Here is a 14,843-nt window from a genome sequence, read left to right on the forward strand (position 1 = left end):
GGCTGCCTGAAATTTGGTGCTGTTCAACAAAGAGCTTAGTCGTACAACGTCATGTTTCGGGGGCCCGAAGGCGCCAAGCTGCATCGTTCATGCGCAGCCCCAAGTTGGTTTCACCTTTGACAAACCTTTCTTAACAAAAGGTATCCGAGCCAGCTTATCTCTCGCAGGTGAAAGCTTGCAGTTTCCGCCGCATTTTACGGAAACCTACACCCGCAGTTCTTCAATCCCGACAAAAAGGTCGAGGGCCTCGGGATTGGCCAGCGCCTCCTTGTTTTTCACCGGCCGGCCATGCACGACTTCGCGGACCGCGAGTTCGACGATCTTGCCGGATTTCGTGCGCGGAATATCGCGAACGGCGATGACCTTTGCCGGGACATGGCGGGGCGAAGCGCCGGTGCGAATGCGGGTCTTGATGGCTTTGACGAGGTCGTCCGTCAATGTGACTCCCGGCGAGAGACGAACGAAGAGCACCACGCGCACGTCATCATCCCACTCCTGGCCGATGCACAGCGCCTCGGCCACCTCTTCCATCTGCTCGACCTGATTGTAGATCTCGGCAGTACCGATACGCACCCCGCCGGGATTGAGCGTCGCGTCGGAACGGCCATGGATGACGAGGCCGCCATGCTCTGTCCATTCGGCGAAATCGCCGTGGCACCAGATATTGTCGAAGCGCTCGAAATAGGCGGCCTTGTATTTCGTACCGTCGGGATCGTTCCAGAAGCCGACCGGCATCGACGGGAAGGCCTTGGTGCAGACCAGTTCGCCCTTCTGCTGGCGGACCGGGTTGCCTTCGTCATCCCATACGTCGACGGCAAGGCCGAGGCCCGCGCCCTGGATTTCGCCGCGCCAGACCGGCTGCAGCGGATTGCCGAGTACAAAACAGGAGACGATGTCGGTGCCGCCCGAGATGGAGGCAAGCTGGATATCTTCCTTGATGCCCTCATAGACGAAGGTGAAGCCTTCAGGCGAAAGCGGCGAGCCGGTCGACATCATGAGACGCAGGCTCGAAAGATCGTGCGTGGTGCGCGGCGTCAAACCGCTCTTTCGCACCGCGTCGATATACTTGGCGGAGGTACCGAAGACCGCGAACTTTTCCGCTTGCGCATAGTCGAACAATACATTGCCATCAGGCGCGAAGGGCGAGCCGTCGAACAAACAGAGCGTCGCGCCGGCGGCAAGTCCGCTCACCAGCCAGTTCCACATCATCCAGCCGCATGTCGTGAAATAGAAGAGCTTTTCGCCGGGCTTGATGCCGCAATGCAGGCGCTGCTCCTTCAAATGCTGCAGCAGGGTGCCGCCAGCGGAATGAACGATGCATTTCGGCACACCCGTCGTGCCGGACGAGAAGAGAATGTAGAGCGGATGTGCAAAGGGCAGTTGGACGAACTCGACGGCCTTCGGCTGGTATGGCTCGATGAATTGTTCGAGCGTCTTTGCCTTCGGCGCATCGCTCGCGACTGCGTCGGCATCGCCGGCATAATGGACGATGACTGCCGGAGCGCCGAGGCTCTTAGCAACCGCACTGACCTTCGTCCTGACATCCTGCAGCTTGCCGCCATACCAATAGGCGTCGCAGGCAATAAAGAGTTTCGGGCCGATCTGTCCGAAACGATCGAGCACGCCCTGTTCGCCGAAATCGGGCGAGCAGGACGACCATATGGCACCGATCGAGGCGGCCGCCAGCATGCAGGCAACGGTCTCCGGCATGTTCGGCATCATCGCAGCGATGCGGTCCCCCTCCCCGATGCCGAGCGCGCGATAGGCCTGCTGCAGCCGTGAGACCAGCGCACGCAGCCGATCCCAAGACCAGCGGTCTTCTACCTTGTCCTCGCCGCGAAAGACGATGGCATCCGCCTCCCCCTCGCTCGACAGCAGATTTTCCGCGAAGTTCAATCTCGCATCGGGAAAGAAGCGGGCCTTGAGCATGAGATCGCCGTCGGTAAGCGTTCGCGCGCCTCGCTCCCCCTTCACCTCACAGAACGTCCAGATCGAGGTCCAGAATTTTTCCCGCTCGGCAATCGACCAGGCGTGAAGCTGCGAATAGGTTTCGAGGTTCAGGCCGAACTCGGCGTTGCAGCGCTGCATGAACGCGTACATCGGGCTTGCTTCGATCGATCCCCTCGAAGGTACCCAAAGCGGCACGGTATCGCTCATTCAATCTCCTCCCTCTTTCCCGCTATATACCATGCTGCATTGCATTATAAAGTGTGCATTGCATTGAGCGCCTCGTCGGGGGATTTGCATAGATCCGTCATTTCATATATCCGGCCAAATCTGCACTTAACGGGTAAGCAGCTCAAAAATACTGGCGAAACTTATGGGTACGTCAAGACAACCAAAATGGCGGCGAAAGATGGTACCCCTGTCCCGCTGGCTGCCGGGCGTTGCCCGTATCGCAACGAGCCTCGTGCTGATTGCTGCACTCATTTTCGTGGCGCTGCGCGTTGCCGCGCCTTACCTGGTTTCGACCGGGCTGGTGCGCACCGGCATTGAGAACCAGCTGTCGAAATGGACCGGGTACCATGCCGAAATCAAAGGCACGCCGGTTCTGGAATTCTGGCCGACGCCGCGCATAACGCTGAACGAGATCACCATCCGCCAGCCTAAGGGCCGCGGGGATAAGCTGCTCGGCACAATCGACAGCCTTTCAGCCGACTTCAGCCTTATCGACGCCATCCGAGGCAGCGCCAGCTTTCACGAATTTCACCTCCTACGCCCCAATCTTTCTCTCACTCGCGATCAACAGGGTCTGATCGACTGGACCTATGCGGGGCAGCTGGCGAAGGCGATTGCCAGAGCGCGGCAGGAAGGTGGTGCGGAAGTCCTCGACGAAAAGCATGACGCGCCGATAGGCACCATCACTGTCGAGGACGGTACGTTCAACGTCGCAGATCTTGCGAGCGGCAAGACCTACCATTTCGAGGACGTGAGCGCGGATGTCAGCTGGCCACGGCTTTCAAGCCCGATGACAGCGGTGCTGATCGCCAGGACGGGCGGCGAGGATTTGAAACTCGACTTCTCTTCCAGAAGCCCGCTGCTGGTCTTTGATGGCAAGGTTGCCGACATCAAGACTTCGCTCAACTCCAGCCTCATGACGGCGGAGTTCACCGGCCTTGGCAGCATAGCAAGTCTCGCCGGCGTATCCGGCAACATGGCGGTCAACGTTCCTGATGTGCCGGCGCTATTGACCTGGTCAGGCAAGTCCATCCCGGGGGTCGAGACCCTGAGATCGTTCTCGATCCAGGGTGACATCTTTTCGACCGGCAATGCCCTGCGTTTCAACAATGTCGCGCTTGGGCTCAACGGCGCAAACGCAACCGGCGTACTGGATGTTTCGCTACGGCCAAACCAGCGGTCAAGACTTGGCGGCACGTTGGCGTTCGATAGCGTAAATCTGCAGCCTTTCTTCGACGCGTTCGCCCTGCGCCTGGCCGCCGGTGAGGCTGGAGCGCCGGAAGACGGCGGTTCATTGCAGAACCTCGATGTCGACCTCAGGTTTTCCACCAAGGAAATGCAGCTTCCGCCTTTCCGGCTTGCCGATGTCGGCGCGAGCATCATCGTGTCCAGCAACGAAGCCAAATTCGATATTGGCGACAGCCAGTTCGAAGGCGGCGAGATGACGGCGCATCTGGAAGCGATGCGAGGCGACTTCGACGGCGGCGGCAAGCTGCAGATCTCCATCCGCGGCGCAGATTTCGCAGGGCTGATCGAGCGACTGCAATTGAAGGGCTCCTGGCCGCTTGCGACCGGGTCGCTCGACATTTCCTTGAAAACCGGCAAGCCGATCTGGACGGCGCGCGCCGCCGACGTGTCCGGGCAGTTGGCTTTCCATACCAACGCCGGGTCAATCCGTGGTCTCGATGTGGCAGCTATGCGGGGCCGGGCCACCCAGCAGCAGTTCTTTCCGCTCAGCGCCGTTTCCGGCGAGAATTTCAACTTCAACCAACTCGATATGACGGCAACCTTTGCAGGCGGATCAGCGGAGCTACGCGGCGTGAACATTCAAGGCCCCGACGAGACGCTGACGCTTTCGGGCATCATTCCATATGAATCCGATGGGCTGGCGCTGTCCGGCTCGCTACAGGCGACGGATGACACCAGAGCGGCGGAGTTTCCGCTTTTGCCGTTCTTCGTCGGAGGCTCGTGGCTGAACCCGGTGATTTCGCCGGTGCCGGTGATCAATCAGCAGGCGACCGGCAACTCCCCTTGATTCAGGCTGCGGCGGCGGCCGCGCGCTCGTCGCGCTCCCGCTGCACCTCGCGCCGCTTGGTGATGATCGAGGCGCCAATCACGCCAAACGCCACGAGGGCCATCAAGATCGTGCAAACCGCGTTGATTTCCGGCGTCACGCCGAGACGCACCTGACTATAGATCTTCATTGGCAAAGTGGTGGCACCGGGTCCCGACGTGAAGCTCGATGTGACGAGGTCGTCGATTGAAAGGATGAAGGCGAGAAGCCAACCCGAGAAGACAGCCGGTGCGATGATCGGGAGGGTGATCTCGAAGAAAGTACGGATGGGCGGGGCGCCGAGATCCATCGCCGCCTCCTCGATCGAACGGTCGAAGCTCAGCAGCCGCGACTGCACGACGACCGCAACGAAACTCATGGTGAACGTCGTATGCGCCAGCGTGATCGTCCAGAACCCGCGATCGAGACCGATCGCGACGAAGAGCAGGAGCATGGAGAGCCCGGTGATCACCTCGGGCATGACGAGAGGCGCGTAAACCATGCCGGAGAACAGGATGCGGCCGCGAAAGCGCGTGTAACGCACGAGCGCGATGGCTGCGAGCGTACCCAGAATCGTAGCGAGCGTCGCGGAAAGCACGCCGACCCGCACCGTCACCCAGGCGGCATCGAGCAAAGCCTGATTATACAGCAACTGGGTATACCATTTTGTCGAGAAGCCGCCCCAGACCGTGACAAGCTTTGATTCGTTGAACGAAAAGATCACGAGCAACACGATCGGCAGATAGAGGAAGGCGAAGCCGAGCGTAACCGAGACGATATTGAAGCGCGTCCATTTCAACATGGCTTACCTCCCCTGCTCGTCTGCTTTGGCCTGCGCATTCTGGAAGAACACGATGGGGATCACGAGGATCATAAGCAGGATCGTCGCGACGGCCGAAGAGACCGGCCAATCGCGGTTCGAATTGAACTCGTTCCAGAGCGTCTTGCCGATCATCAGCGTTTCGGATCCGCCGAGCAGGTCGGGGATGACGAATTCACCAACGGCCGGAATGAAGACGAGCATGCAGCCGGCAATAACTCCGGGAAGCGAAAGCGGAAATGTCACGCGCCAGAAGGCGGTGATCGGCGGGCAGCCGAGATCCTGTGCTGCCTCGATCAAGGTGCCATCCATTTTCTCAAGCGAGGAATAGAGCGGTAGCACCATGAACGGCAGGTAGGAGTAGACGATGCCGATATAGACCGCGATGTTGGTGTTCAGGATGATGAGCGGGCTATGGATGATGCCGGTGGCCAGCAGGAGCTGATTGAGCAGACCTTCAGGCTTGAGGATCGCGATCCAGGCATAGACGCGGATCAGAAAGCTCGTCCAGAACGGCAGGATGACCAGCATGAGAAGGGTCGGACGGATGCTGCGCGGCGCCTGCGCCATGCCATAGGCGATCGGGTAAGCGATGATCAGCGTCAGGAATGTCGAGATCGCGGCAATCACGACGCTCGATACGTAGGCGTTGAAATACAGCGGATCATCGATCAGGAAGCCGTAGTTTTCGAATGAAAACTCCGACACGTTGTCCCAGAAACCAGACCAGCCATCACTGAATGAAAAGACGGGGGTGTAGGGCGGCATGGCGATCGCCGTCGCCGACATCGAGATGCGGAACACGATGAAGAACGGCGCAAGGAAGAAGAGCAGCAGCCAGGCATAGGGAACGATGATCACTAGGCGGCTGTAAACGGCAGAACCGAGCTTGCCCATCGATCAATCCCTCAAAAGCACGCCGGCGTCTTCGGCGAAGGAGATCCAGACTTCCTGATCGTAGGTGAAAGGATCATCCACCGCGCGCTGGGCATTGAGCGAGGAAGCCTTCACGATCTCGCCATTCTTCAGCTTGATGTGGAAAACCGTCATGTCGCCGAGATAGCCGATATCCCACAGTTCGCCGGAGGCCGTATTGACCGAAGGGTTCGGCGGCGGATGACGGAGCACCTTGAGTTTTTCGGGACGGATCGCAAAGCCGGCGCTGCTGCCCTTGGCGGGCATGTCCGAAGCGGCCACCTTGATGGTAAAGCCGGCATCGACGGCGAGCTCGACATTCGTGCCATCGGCCGAGACAACCTTGCCGTCGAAGATATTCACGTCGCCGATGAAGTCGGCCACGAAACGGGAGTTCGGCGCCTCGTAGATCTCGGCAGGCGTTGCAACCTGGATGACCTTGCCGTGGCTCATGACGGCAATACGGTCCGCCATGGTCATTGCCTCTTCCTGATCGTGCGTCACCACGACGAAGGTCAGGCCGAGGTTCTGCTGCAGGTCCATGAGTTCGAACTGTGTTTCCTCACGCAGCTTCTTGTCGAGGGCGCCTAGCGGTTCGTCGAGCAGCAAAACCTTCGGGCGTTTGGCAAGCGAGCGGGCGAGCGCCACGCGCTGCCGTTGACCGCCGGAAAGCTGGTTCGGCCTTCGGGAGGCAAACTGTTCCAGCTTCACCATCTTCAGCATCTGCGCAACGCGCGCGGCAATCTCGTCCTTCGTCATGCCATCCTGGCGGAGGCCGAAGGCGACATTCTTCTCGACCGTCATATGGGGGAACAGCGCATAGGACTGGAACATCATGTTGACCGGCCGCTTGTAAGGCGGCGTTCCGGCCAAGTCCGTGCCGTCGAGGATCACCTCGCCGGAGGTCGGCTGCTCGAAGCCCGCCAGCATGCGCAGCAGCGTTGACTTGCCGCAGCCCGACGCGCCGAGGAGAGCGAAGAACTCACGGTGATAGATATTCAGCGAAAGGTCATCCACCGCGGTAAAATCGCCGAACTTCTTCGTTACGTTCTTGAAAGCAATAAAGGGCTTGGAAGCCGGATCGGCCCAAGGGGCGAAGGTGCGGCGAATATTGCCAAGTGACTTCATCTGGTTCCCCGAAGCATGATTTAAGTACCGGCCTTCCCTCACGGCCGGAGACCTCAAGAAAAGGCCCGGGCGTTACCGTCCGGGCCTGATTGCCTTTATTGGCCAGTAATGACCGTCGTCCACAGTCGTGTCACGACGCGCTGGGCCTTCGGATCGAGCGGCGGGACGGTGAAAAGCTTCGCCATGACTTCCGGCGGCGGATAGATCGCCGTATCGTCGATCACCTCCTTGTCGAGAAGCGGCTGCGACGCCTTGTTGCCGTTGGCGTAGAAGACGTAGTTGGATGCCTTGGCGGCGACTTCCGGTCGCATCATGTAGTTGATGAATTCATGCGCCTCTTCGACATGCGGAGCGTCCTTCGGGATACCAAAGACGTCGAAGAAGATTTGCGCGCCTTGGGTCGGGACGGAGTAGTCAAGCGTCACACCGTTCTTTGCTTCGGCAGCGCGGTCGCGTGCCTGGAAGACGTCGCCGGAATAGCCGAGCGCTATGCAGATATCGCCGTTGGCGAGCGCGTTGATATATTCCGACGAGTGGAATTTGCGGACATAGGGGCGGACGGCCATCAGTACGTCTTGCGCCTTCTTCAGGTCAGCCGAATCGGTACTGTTCGGATTCAAGCCGAGATAGGCGAGGACGGAGGGGACGACATCCGTCGGCGAATCCAGCATGTAGACGCCGCAATCCTTGAGTTTGGCAGCCTTGGCGGGATCGAAAAGCGCATCCCAGCCCGGCTTCTCGTCGGTGCCGAGGGCAGCCTTCACCTTGTCGACATTGTAGCCGATGCCGGTGGTGCCCCACATATAGTCGACGCTGTACTCATTGCCGGGATCGAAGGTGGCGACACCCTTCATCACGACGTCCCACATGTTCTTGAGATTCGGCAACTTCGACTTGTCGAGCTTCTGGTAGACACCGGCAGCGATCTGCCGCTGCATGAAGGAGACCGTCGGAACGACCACGTCGTAACCCGTGCCGCCCGCAAGCAGCTTGGCCTCAAGCGTCTCGTTGGAATCGAAGGTGTCGTAGACGACCTTGATGCCGGTTTCCTTGGTGAAATCGTCAAGAATGGAACTGTCGATATAGTCCGACCAGTTGTACACGTTGACGACGCGTTCCTGCGCAAAGGCCGGCGCCGCAATGACGGCGGATGCGACGGCTGCGGCTGCAAGCTTAGCGATTGTTGACCTCATGATCTCTCCTATCCGTTTCTTATTATAGGCACCGCGCCCGCGGATACCTTTTCCTCTGGATTTTTGCGTAGACTAGAAAGGATTTTACGAGGCGACAAGAGCAAAATACTGCCTAGTCTCAATGATTTCGCCGGCTACTGAAAATCGAAAGCACTAAACCCCGCTACCATTTCATCTAGCCCGAGCGGGCGAGTGACGGGTGGCTCGGCGCGCGCCAGACAGCCCCTCCGTTCACAGAGGCGACAGGCAGGCCCGATTGCAACCGTATGTGGCACGGCCGGGAGCGCCTGGCCATAGACAGTGCCGTCCCTGAACGCCAGGTCGCAACCGAGCAGAAGCGCGGTACGCCGAGGCCGTTCGCCGAAAGGTGCGTTCGGCCCCTCAAGAGTCCGGGATATGGTGAGGTATGCGGAGCCGTCCGGCATCTCCGCGGCTTCGGCCAGAATCTGCGCCGGCTGGAGAAAGGCGGAATGGATGTTGAGCTTCGGGCAGCCGCCGCCGAAACGCGCATGCGGAAAGCCGGCCGCACCGGCCCGCCGCAGCCGATGGCCCGCGGCATCGATTTCCATGAGAAAGAAGGGAATGCCGGCATTGGCCGGCTGCTGCAGCATCGTCAGCCGCGTCGCGACTTGCCCGAATGAACAGCCGAAACGTGCGCAGAGAACGTCGAGGTCGTAGCGCGACGCTTTCGCCGCGGAAAGAATAGCGCCGTAAGGCATCATCAGGGCAAGCGCGGCATAGCGCGCAAGCTCGAAGCGTGCGATGCGCTTGGCCTCTGGCGTTGACAGGCCGAGCGTTTCCAGTTCTCGCGAAATTGCGTCACCAAGCGCAAGTGTCGCGGCCTCGACGGCGATCTCCTGAAGCTGATCGCAAGCGGCAAGACGCTCCGATATGAAGAGCCGCATCGAATGCCGGTCAAAGCGGCGGCGCAAATCAGGCATCACATGCACCGGCAGGATGCGAACGCTGATGCCGCGCTCCTTCTGCAGCCAGTCCTTGAGTACCTGGGACAGCTCACCGGCCGACAGGGCAGTGCGGAAAGCCTCCGCCGCATCCTCAAGCGTGCCGAAGTAAGCGGAGCGGCGCTCCAAAACATCTCGCACCTCATCTGACGGCAGGCGCGCGCCTGCCGCCGGAGCCTGACCCTCTCCCGCCATCAGGACCGTCAGGTCCGAAAGACGCGAGGCCTGCTCGCGGTAGGCGCGATAGAGCTTGACGATCCCGCTTGCCGCGTTCGGCGCGGCATCGGCCAGTTCGACGAGTTCGTGATCGCCGGGAAGTTCGCCCGAAAGCAGAGGATCGGCGAACACTTCGCGCAACTGAGCGAGATTGGCTCCCGACTCGGCCTGCAGCTCCTCCAGATCGACCTTGTAGACCGATGCCAGCTTCAACAGCAGCTGGACCGTCAAGGGCCGCTGATTGCGCTCGATCAGGTTGAGATAGGACGGCGAAATCCCGAGCGCATCGGCCATCGCCGTCTGCGTGACGGCCAGCCCATTGCGTATCCGGCGGACCTTCGGCCCGGCAAATATCTTCCGCTCGACCACTCGGCGCCTCTCCGTCGACAGGAATTTACAAATATTTACAAATTTACAGAGCGAGCCTGTAAGATCCAAGCCAATCTAACCTCATTTATCTGCTGAAAATCAAGCTTCCTCTGGCTATTCGACGCCATTTTGTAAATTCTGTCACATGACACCATCAGGTTCTTCATCCAGAAGGAGGAAATCGTGACTGAATTTGACAAGCTGATCCGCAACGCCCCATCTGGCCGTTTCGACGGCATCGAGCGGCCCTACTCGCCCGAGGACGTGAAGAGGCTGCGGGGGTCAGTCGAACTGCGCTATTCGCTTGCCGAAATCGGGGCAAACCGCCTGTGGCAGCTCCTGCATGAGGACGAGTTCGTCAATGCGCTCGGTGCGCTTTCGGGCAATCAGGCGATGCAGATGGTGCGTGCCGGCCTGAAGGCGATCTACCTGTCCGGCTGGCAGGTCGCGGCCGACGCGAACACTGCTTCGGCGATGTATCCCGACCAGTCGCTCTATCCTGCCAATGCAGGACCGGAACTCGCCAAGCGGATCAACCGGACGCTCCAGCGCGCCGACCAGATCGAGACGTCGGAAGAGCGCGGGCTTTCTGTCGAGACATGGTTCGCGCCGATCGTTGCCGATGCTGAAGCCGGCTTCGGTGGACCGCTCAATGCTTTCGAGATCATGAAAGCCTATGTCGAGGCTGGCGCCGCCGGTGTCCATTTCGAGGATCAGCTGGCGTCGGAAAAGAAGTGCGGTCATCTCGGCGGCAAGGTTCTCATTCCGACCGCAGCACATATCCGCAACCTCAACGCTGCGCGGCTTGCGGCGGACGTCATGGGTGTTCCGACTCTCGTCATCGCCCGCACCGATGCGGAGGCCGCCAAGCTGCTGACCTCGGACATCGACGAGCGCGACCGTCCCTTCGTCGACCACGATGCTGGCCGCACCGTCGAAGGCTTTTACCAGGTCAGGAACGGGCTGGAACCCTGCATTGCCCGAGCTGTGGCCTATGCCCCCTATTGCGATCTCATCTGGTGCGAGACCTCCAAACCGGATCTGGAGCAGGCGCGGCGCTTTGCAGAAGGCGTGCACAATGCCTATCCCGGCAAGCTTCTTGCCTATAACTGCTCGCCATCCTTCAACTGGAAGAAGAACCTTGACGACGCGACGATCGCGAGGTTCCAGCGGGAGCTTGGCGCCATGGGCTACAAGTTCCAGTTCATCACGCTCGCCGGTTTTCATCAGCTGAACTTCGGCATGTACGAGCTGGCACGCGGCTACAAGGACCGGCAGATGTCGGCCTATTCGGAGCTGCAGCAGGCCGAGTTCGCCGCCGAGGCGCACGGCTATACTGCGACCAAGCATCAGCGCGAAGTCGGTACGGGCTATTTCGACGCCGTGTCGCTCGCGATCACCGGCGGCCGGTCCTCGACCACGGCGATGAAAGAATCGACAGAACATGCCCAGTTCAAACCCGCAGCCGAGTAGCCATACCGAAGGAGAAAAGACATGGCTTCCATCGCACGTGTCCGCGAAAGAGCGGAAGAACAGTCGTCCAGCATGAGCGCCGATCAGCAGGCCATGATCCGCATGCTCGCAAATGACCTGCACCGTCTGAACCATGCCGTCATGCAGGCAGTTGAGGCGGGGGTATCCGTCGAGCTCGTGCGCTCCGCCCGCCACCATGGCGGCAACGGCAATTGGGGCGATCTGCTGATCCCGGTTATCGTCGCCAACCGGACGTAAAATTCGAGATGGCGGCGCCTGCAGCGCCGCCATCTGCATCACTCGACGTAACTGTTCCCGTCCTAAGGGCAGCATAATAAGTATCCGCTCATTGGGGATCACGGATCCCCTCCGAAGCCATTGCTGCTGTTGTCATCGACCTAGCTGCGGGTGGCGCGTTTTCCCGCGAAAAGATCGGAGTAGCTTTTCAGCAGCTTCGTTATTCGGTCGGCCACCGTGCGGATTTCCGGGCGGTGTCGGTCCTCGTTGTTCATCACGATCCACTGCCCATGCCGCAGCTCTGTCAGTTCGCCGCCATGCCGCTGCAGATCTGTGTCGAGATCACCGACAAAACAAGGCAGGACCGCCTTCCCCGCGCCCGCACGAACGAGATCCGGGAGCGAACGAGGCCTATTGACCGTCGCCACTATGGATTCCGACGCATGACGGTAAGGCCAGCGAAGATAGGCGGAAATGGCGTCGCCCTCGGCTACCGCGATCCATCGGTTCTCCACCTCGCCGGCATTGCGCCGGACATAAACGGCATAGGCGACGTCGCCAAGGCGCCGCGCGGCAAGATTGGATTCGTCCGGTTCGAAAGCACGCATACCGATGTCGCTCTCGCGGTAGGCAAGATTTGCCCGCGTCTCGCCGATCGTCAGTGCGATGTGGAAACCATCGGCGGGCGTTCGGATCGCGGAGAAATTCTCGGTCAGCAGCCAGGCCACCCATGTACCGGCTGCGATCTTCACCGTCGTGCCGCCCTCGCCGGCCTGGCGCCAGGCATCCACTTTCCGCGCGGCCGCCTCCATCTCCTGAAGGTGATCGACGAGCATCTGGCCATCGGCTGTCAGGCGGTAGCCGGTCTGACTGCGACCGAAGAGCGTCCGCCCCGTTTCCTGCTCCAGTTCAAGCATGCGCCGGCCGATGGTAGCAGGGCTCAGACCGCTTGCCGAACTTGCTCCGGTCAGCCCCCCAAGGCGAGCGACCTCCAGAAAAAGCTGATAGGAATCCCATGGAGTGTTTTTCATTGGTGAAAAACATAATCGGATTTTAGTTGTTTATGAAGCGATTTTTGGTGTGTAGTTGAAGGGATGTCTTGAACGGAGGACATCACATGATCGACCAGATCACCGTCGCAAATCTCCTCGCGGCCTCACACGGCCTGCCAATCCACCGGCGCGCACGAAGCGAGAACGATTTCTACGAAGAGTTTGGAAACTCGCTTGTCGCGCGCTTTGCTGCGTGGCTCGCAAGGATCGGCCCAAAAGAGAAAGAGAACCGCGCGTCGCCGGCGCGATCCTCCACCATTACCTCAAGCTGCGAGCCCAGTCAGGCCGCCTGCCTCATCCGGCCCTGAGCCTGTCGCGATCCTTCGATCCTAAACTGATGCAATAGGCTCATCAGCAGATCGGCCTCGTCGGCGAGCTGGCGGCTGGCCTGGGTTGTCTCCTCGACCATCGAGGCATTCTTCTGCGTCATCTGATCCATAGCGTTGACGGAACCATTGACCTCCTGCAGCGCTGCAGACTGATCCTGGCTTGCGGTGGCGATCGTCTCGACATGCTTGCTGATCGCGATAATCTCTTGGCTGATCGAAGCGAGCACGCTGCCTGTCTTCTGCACCAGCGCCGAGCCCGCCGTGACCTCCTGGCTGGATTTCTCGATCAGGCCCTTAATCTCCCGCGCGGCCTCGGCCGAGCGCTGCGCCAGTTCGCGGACTTCCTGAGCTACCACCGCGAAGCCCTTGCCTGCCTCTCCGGCGCGCGCGGCTTCAATACCGGCGTTAAGCGCCAGAAGATTCGTCTGAAAGGCAATGTCATCGATGACTTCGATGATCTGCTCGATCTGCTGCGAAGCCTGCTCGATGCGGCCCATGGCGGCAACGGCATCGCTGACGACGGCGCCGGAGCTGTCCGCCGTCTTCTTCGTCACGGCAACGGCATTGTTTGCTTCGCGGGCACGCTCAGCGGACGAACGTACGGTCACGGTGATCTCTTCGACGGCAGCGGCGGTTTCTTCCAGGCTCGCCGCCTGTGCTTCCGTGCGCTTGGAAAGCTCGCCGGCGGAGGTCAGCATCGCACCGCTGTTGCGCTGGATGGCATTGGCGTTATCGCGAATTTGAACCAGGGTATCCTGCAGGCGGACGAGCGACGCGTTGAAATCGACGCGAAGCTGTTCGAGCCGGCCGACAAAAGGCGTCTCGATCGTCTGCGAGACATCCCCCCGGGCGAGACGTCCGAGGCCCGCTGCGAGCTGGTTGACCGCAAAGTCGATCTGACCGTCGAGCGAACGCTTATCGGCGTCGTTGCGGGCACGCTCAGCTTCGCTCAGCGCCCGTTGTTCGGCAGCCTGGGTCTCGAGCTCCTGCCGGGCCCTGGCGCTATCGCGGAAAGCTTCCAGCGCGCGGCCGATCTCGCCGAATTCGTTCTTCTTCTCAACGCAGGGTATCGTGCCGTCGAGCTTACCTGCGGAGATCGCGTGAACGGTGTTCGTTAGCCCAAGCAGCGGCTTGACGGACGATCGGATCGCGAAGAAGGCCAGCACGCCGACAAGCAACATCACCGCAGCGCCCACTCCGACGACCAGAGCCTGCAGATGATTGAGCCGGGCGTAATAGACTTCCATCGGAATGCCGATGAAGAGGATACCGACATTGGCGCCCGCCGCACTCCTGACCGGGAAGTAACCGGTCATGAAATTGCGGCCGAAGAGCTGTGCCGGGCCGTAGTAGGTTTTCCCCTGGGAAAGAACCGGTTGCGCCGGGTGATCGGCGGCAAGCTTGGTCCCGACGGCGCGGCTGCCGTCTTCCTTCTTCACGTTGGTCGAAACGCGGACATAGTCCGTGCCTTGCTTCTGAAAAATCGTGGCGACGCCTGCGATCGACTGGGCCGTGCGATCGACCAGAGCATGATCCTTGAGTTCGGGAATGGCATCTTCCGTGACCGAGAAGAGTTCATCGTCCCTCACGCCGATAGCCGCGCCCGCGTCCGCTGCGCCATAGAGTACGGCCATCGTGCGGCTCGCTCCCTTGGCATCCGAGACGGCGCTCTCCATGACGTAACGGCTGAGATTGTAGTAGGTGACGGCGACGATCGCCGCGGTGCTGCCGGCAAGCAATGCGAGCGTGATCGCAACTACCTGACGCACGATGGACGTCGAAAAGAAACGCGGCATAAAAATCTCCCGCCATGAACTCCCTCAAATTTAAGGGAAAAGCGTTAAGGAAAATTTTCCTTAACGGGGATCGCTTGCATATCAAAGGCAGCATCCTTCGGCGGTCGCCGAGACTGTTCCCT

Annotated in this window: 12 protein-coding genes; 4 read left to right on the plus strand and 8 right to left on the minus strand. The window is 60.2% G+C overall.

Annotated features, from left to right (window positions below; genetic code table 11):
• Positions 1 to 204: 204 nt before the first annotated feature.
• A complete protein-coding gene (locus tag ACPYOJ_RS03735) occupies positions 205 to 2,157 on the minus strand; it encodes an acetoacetate--CoA ligase (protein ID WP_481415049.1) in 1,953 nt (650 codons plus the stop codon).
• A gap of 163 nt (positions 2,158 to 2,320) precedes the next feature.
• Between ACPYOJ_RS03735 and ACPYOJ_RS03740 the strand changes: the two genes are divergently transcribed.
• Positions 2,321 to 4,213 (plus strand): AsmA family protein, encoded by a 1,893-nt coding sequence (locus ACPYOJ_RS03740; RefSeq protein WP_481415050.1) that lies wholly within the window; start codon positions 2,321 to 2,323, stop codon positions 4,211 to 4,213.
• Between the two features lies 1 nt (position 4,214).
• Here the strand turns inward: ACPYOJ_RS03740 and ACPYOJ_RS03745 are convergent, their stop codons facing one another.
• The 5 genes from ACPYOJ_RS03745 to ACPYOJ_RS03765 all read right to left on the minus strand — a co-directional run bounded on the left by ACPYOJ_RS03745 (position 4,215) and on the right by ACPYOJ_RS03765 (position 9,834).
• The gene (locus ACPYOJ_RS03745) at positions 4,215 to 5,033 is read right to left on the minus strand and encodes an ABC transporter permease (protein WP_481415051.1); all 819 of its coding nucleotides are present in this window, start codon (positions 5,031 to 5,033) and stop codon (positions 4,215 to 4,217) included.
• Between the two features lie 3 nt (positions 5,034 to 5,036).
• Positions 5,037 to 5,948: an ABC transporter permease subunit gene (locus ACPYOJ_RS03750; protein ID WP_481415052.1), complete on the minus strand. Its 912-nt coding sequence runs from the start codon at positions 5,946 to 5,948 to the stop codon at positions 5,037 to 5,039.
• Positions 5,949 to 5,951: 3 nt separating this feature from the next.
• Positions 5,952 to 7,094, minus strand: a complete 1,143-nt coding sequence (locus tag ACPYOJ_RS03755; protein ID WP_481415053.1) for an ABC transporter ATP-binding protein — start codon at positions 7,092 to 7,094, stop codon at positions 5,952 to 5,954.
• Between the two features lie 95 nt (positions 7,095 to 7,189).
• On the minus strand, positions 7,190 to 8,287 hold the full coding sequence (locus ACPYOJ_RS03760; RefSeq protein WP_481415054.1) for a polyamine ABC transporter substrate-binding protein: 1,098 nt from the start codon (positions 8,285 to 8,287) through the stop codon (positions 7,190 to 7,192).
• A gap of 134 nt (positions 8,288 to 8,421) precedes the next feature.
• A complete protein-coding gene (locus ACPYOJ_RS03765; protein WP_481415055.1) occupies positions 8,422 to 9,834 on the minus strand; it encodes a helix-turn-helix domain-containing protein in 1,413 nt (470 codons plus the stop codon).
• A 183-nt stretch (positions 9,835 to 10,017) separates the two neighbouring features.
• Between ACPYOJ_RS03765 and aceA the strand changes: the two genes are divergently transcribed.
• Positions 10,018 to 11,307 carry an isocitrate lyase gene (gene aceA / locus ACPYOJ_RS03770; RefSeq protein ID WP_481415056.1) on the plus strand — a complete coding sequence of 430 codons (1,290 nt, stop codon included), beginning with the start codon at positions 10,018 to 10,020 and terminating at the stop codon, positions 11,305 to 11,307.
• Between the two features lie 21 nt (positions 11,308 to 11,328).
• Positions 11,329 to 11,565: an SMc00767 family acetate metabolism repressor gene (locus ACPYOJ_RS03775; RefSeq protein WP_481415057.1), complete on the plus strand. Its 237-nt coding sequence runs from the start codon at positions 11,329 to 11,331 to the stop codon at positions 11,563 to 11,565.
• A gap of 140 nt (positions 11,566 to 11,705) precedes the next feature.
• Here the strand turns inward: ACPYOJ_RS03775 and ACPYOJ_RS03780 are convergent, their stop codons facing one another.
• On the minus strand, positions 11,706 to 12,575 hold the full coding sequence (locus tag ACPYOJ_RS03780; RefSeq protein WP_481415058.1) for a LysR family transcriptional regulator: 870 nt from the start codon (positions 12,573 to 12,575) through the stop codon (positions 11,706 to 11,708).
• 86 nt (positions 12,576 to 12,661) lie between these two features.
• Here ACPYOJ_RS03780 and ACPYOJ_RS03785 point away from each other — a divergent pair, with 86 nt between their 5' ends.
• Entirely contained in the window at positions 12,662 to 12,904 is a 243-nt protein-coding gene (locus ACPYOJ_RS03785; RefSeq protein ID WP_481415059.1) for a hypothetical protein, read from the plus strand.
• Here ACPYOJ_RS03785 and ACPYOJ_RS03790 read toward each other — a convergent pair.
• Entirely contained in the window at positions 12,877 to 14,721 is a 1,845-nt protein-coding gene (locus ACPYOJ_RS03790; RefSeq protein WP_481415060.1) for a methyl-accepting chemotaxis protein, read from the minus strand. The two genes, ACPYOJ_RS03785 and ACPYOJ_RS03790, sit on opposite strands and share 28 nt — an antisense overlap.
• Between the last annotated feature and the right edge of the window lie 122 nt (positions 14,722 to 14,843).

It is taken from the genome of Rhizobium sp. SVR5-9E (assembly GCF_056755095.1).

What these genes read in the sequence shown, in the direction of transcription:
- ACPYOJ_RS03735 (WP_481415049.1), bottom strand. Translation starts at nt 2,157, where the DNA reads ATGAGCGATACCGTGCCGCTTTGGGTACCTTCGAGGGGATCGATCGAA.
- ACPYOJ_RS03740 (WP_481415050.1), top strand. Translation starts at nt 2,321, where the DNA reads ATGGGTACGTCAAGACAACCAAAATGGCGGCGAAAGATGGTACCCCTG.
- ACPYOJ_RS03745 (WP_481415051.1), bottom strand. Translation starts at nt 5,033, where the DNA reads ATGTTGAAATGGACGCGCTTCAATATCGTCTCGGTTACGCTCGGCTTC.
- ACPYOJ_RS03750 (WP_481415052.1), bottom strand. Translation starts at nt 5,948, where the DNA reads ATGGGCAAGCTCGGTTCTGCCGTTTACAGCCGCCTAGTGATCATCGTT.
- ACPYOJ_RS03755 (WP_481415053.1), bottom strand. Translation starts at nt 7,094, where the DNA reads ATGAAGTCACTTGGCAATATTCGCCGCACCTTCGCCCCTTGGGCCGAT.
- ACPYOJ_RS03760 (WP_481415054.1), bottom strand. Translation starts at nt 8,287, where the DNA reads ATGAGGTCAACAATCGCTAAGCTTGCAGCCGCAGCCGTCGCATCCGCC.
- ACPYOJ_RS03775 (WP_481415057.1), top strand. Translation starts at nt 11,329, where the DNA reads ATGGCTTCCATCGCACGTGTCCGCGAAAGAGCGGAAGAACAGTCGTCC.
- ACPYOJ_RS03780 (WP_481415058.1), bottom strand. Translation starts at nt 12,575, where the DNA reads ATGAAAAACACTCCATGGGATTCCTATCAGCTTTTTCTGGAGGTCGCT.
- ACPYOJ_RS03785 (WP_481415059.1), top strand. Translation starts at nt 12,662, where the DNA reads ATGATCGACCAGATCACCGTCGCAAATCTCCTCGCGGCCTCACACGGC.
- ACPYOJ_RS03790 (WP_481415060.1), bottom strand. Translation starts at nt 14,721, where the DNA reads ATGCCGCGTTTCTTTTCGACGTCCATCGTGCGTCAGGTAGTTGCGATC.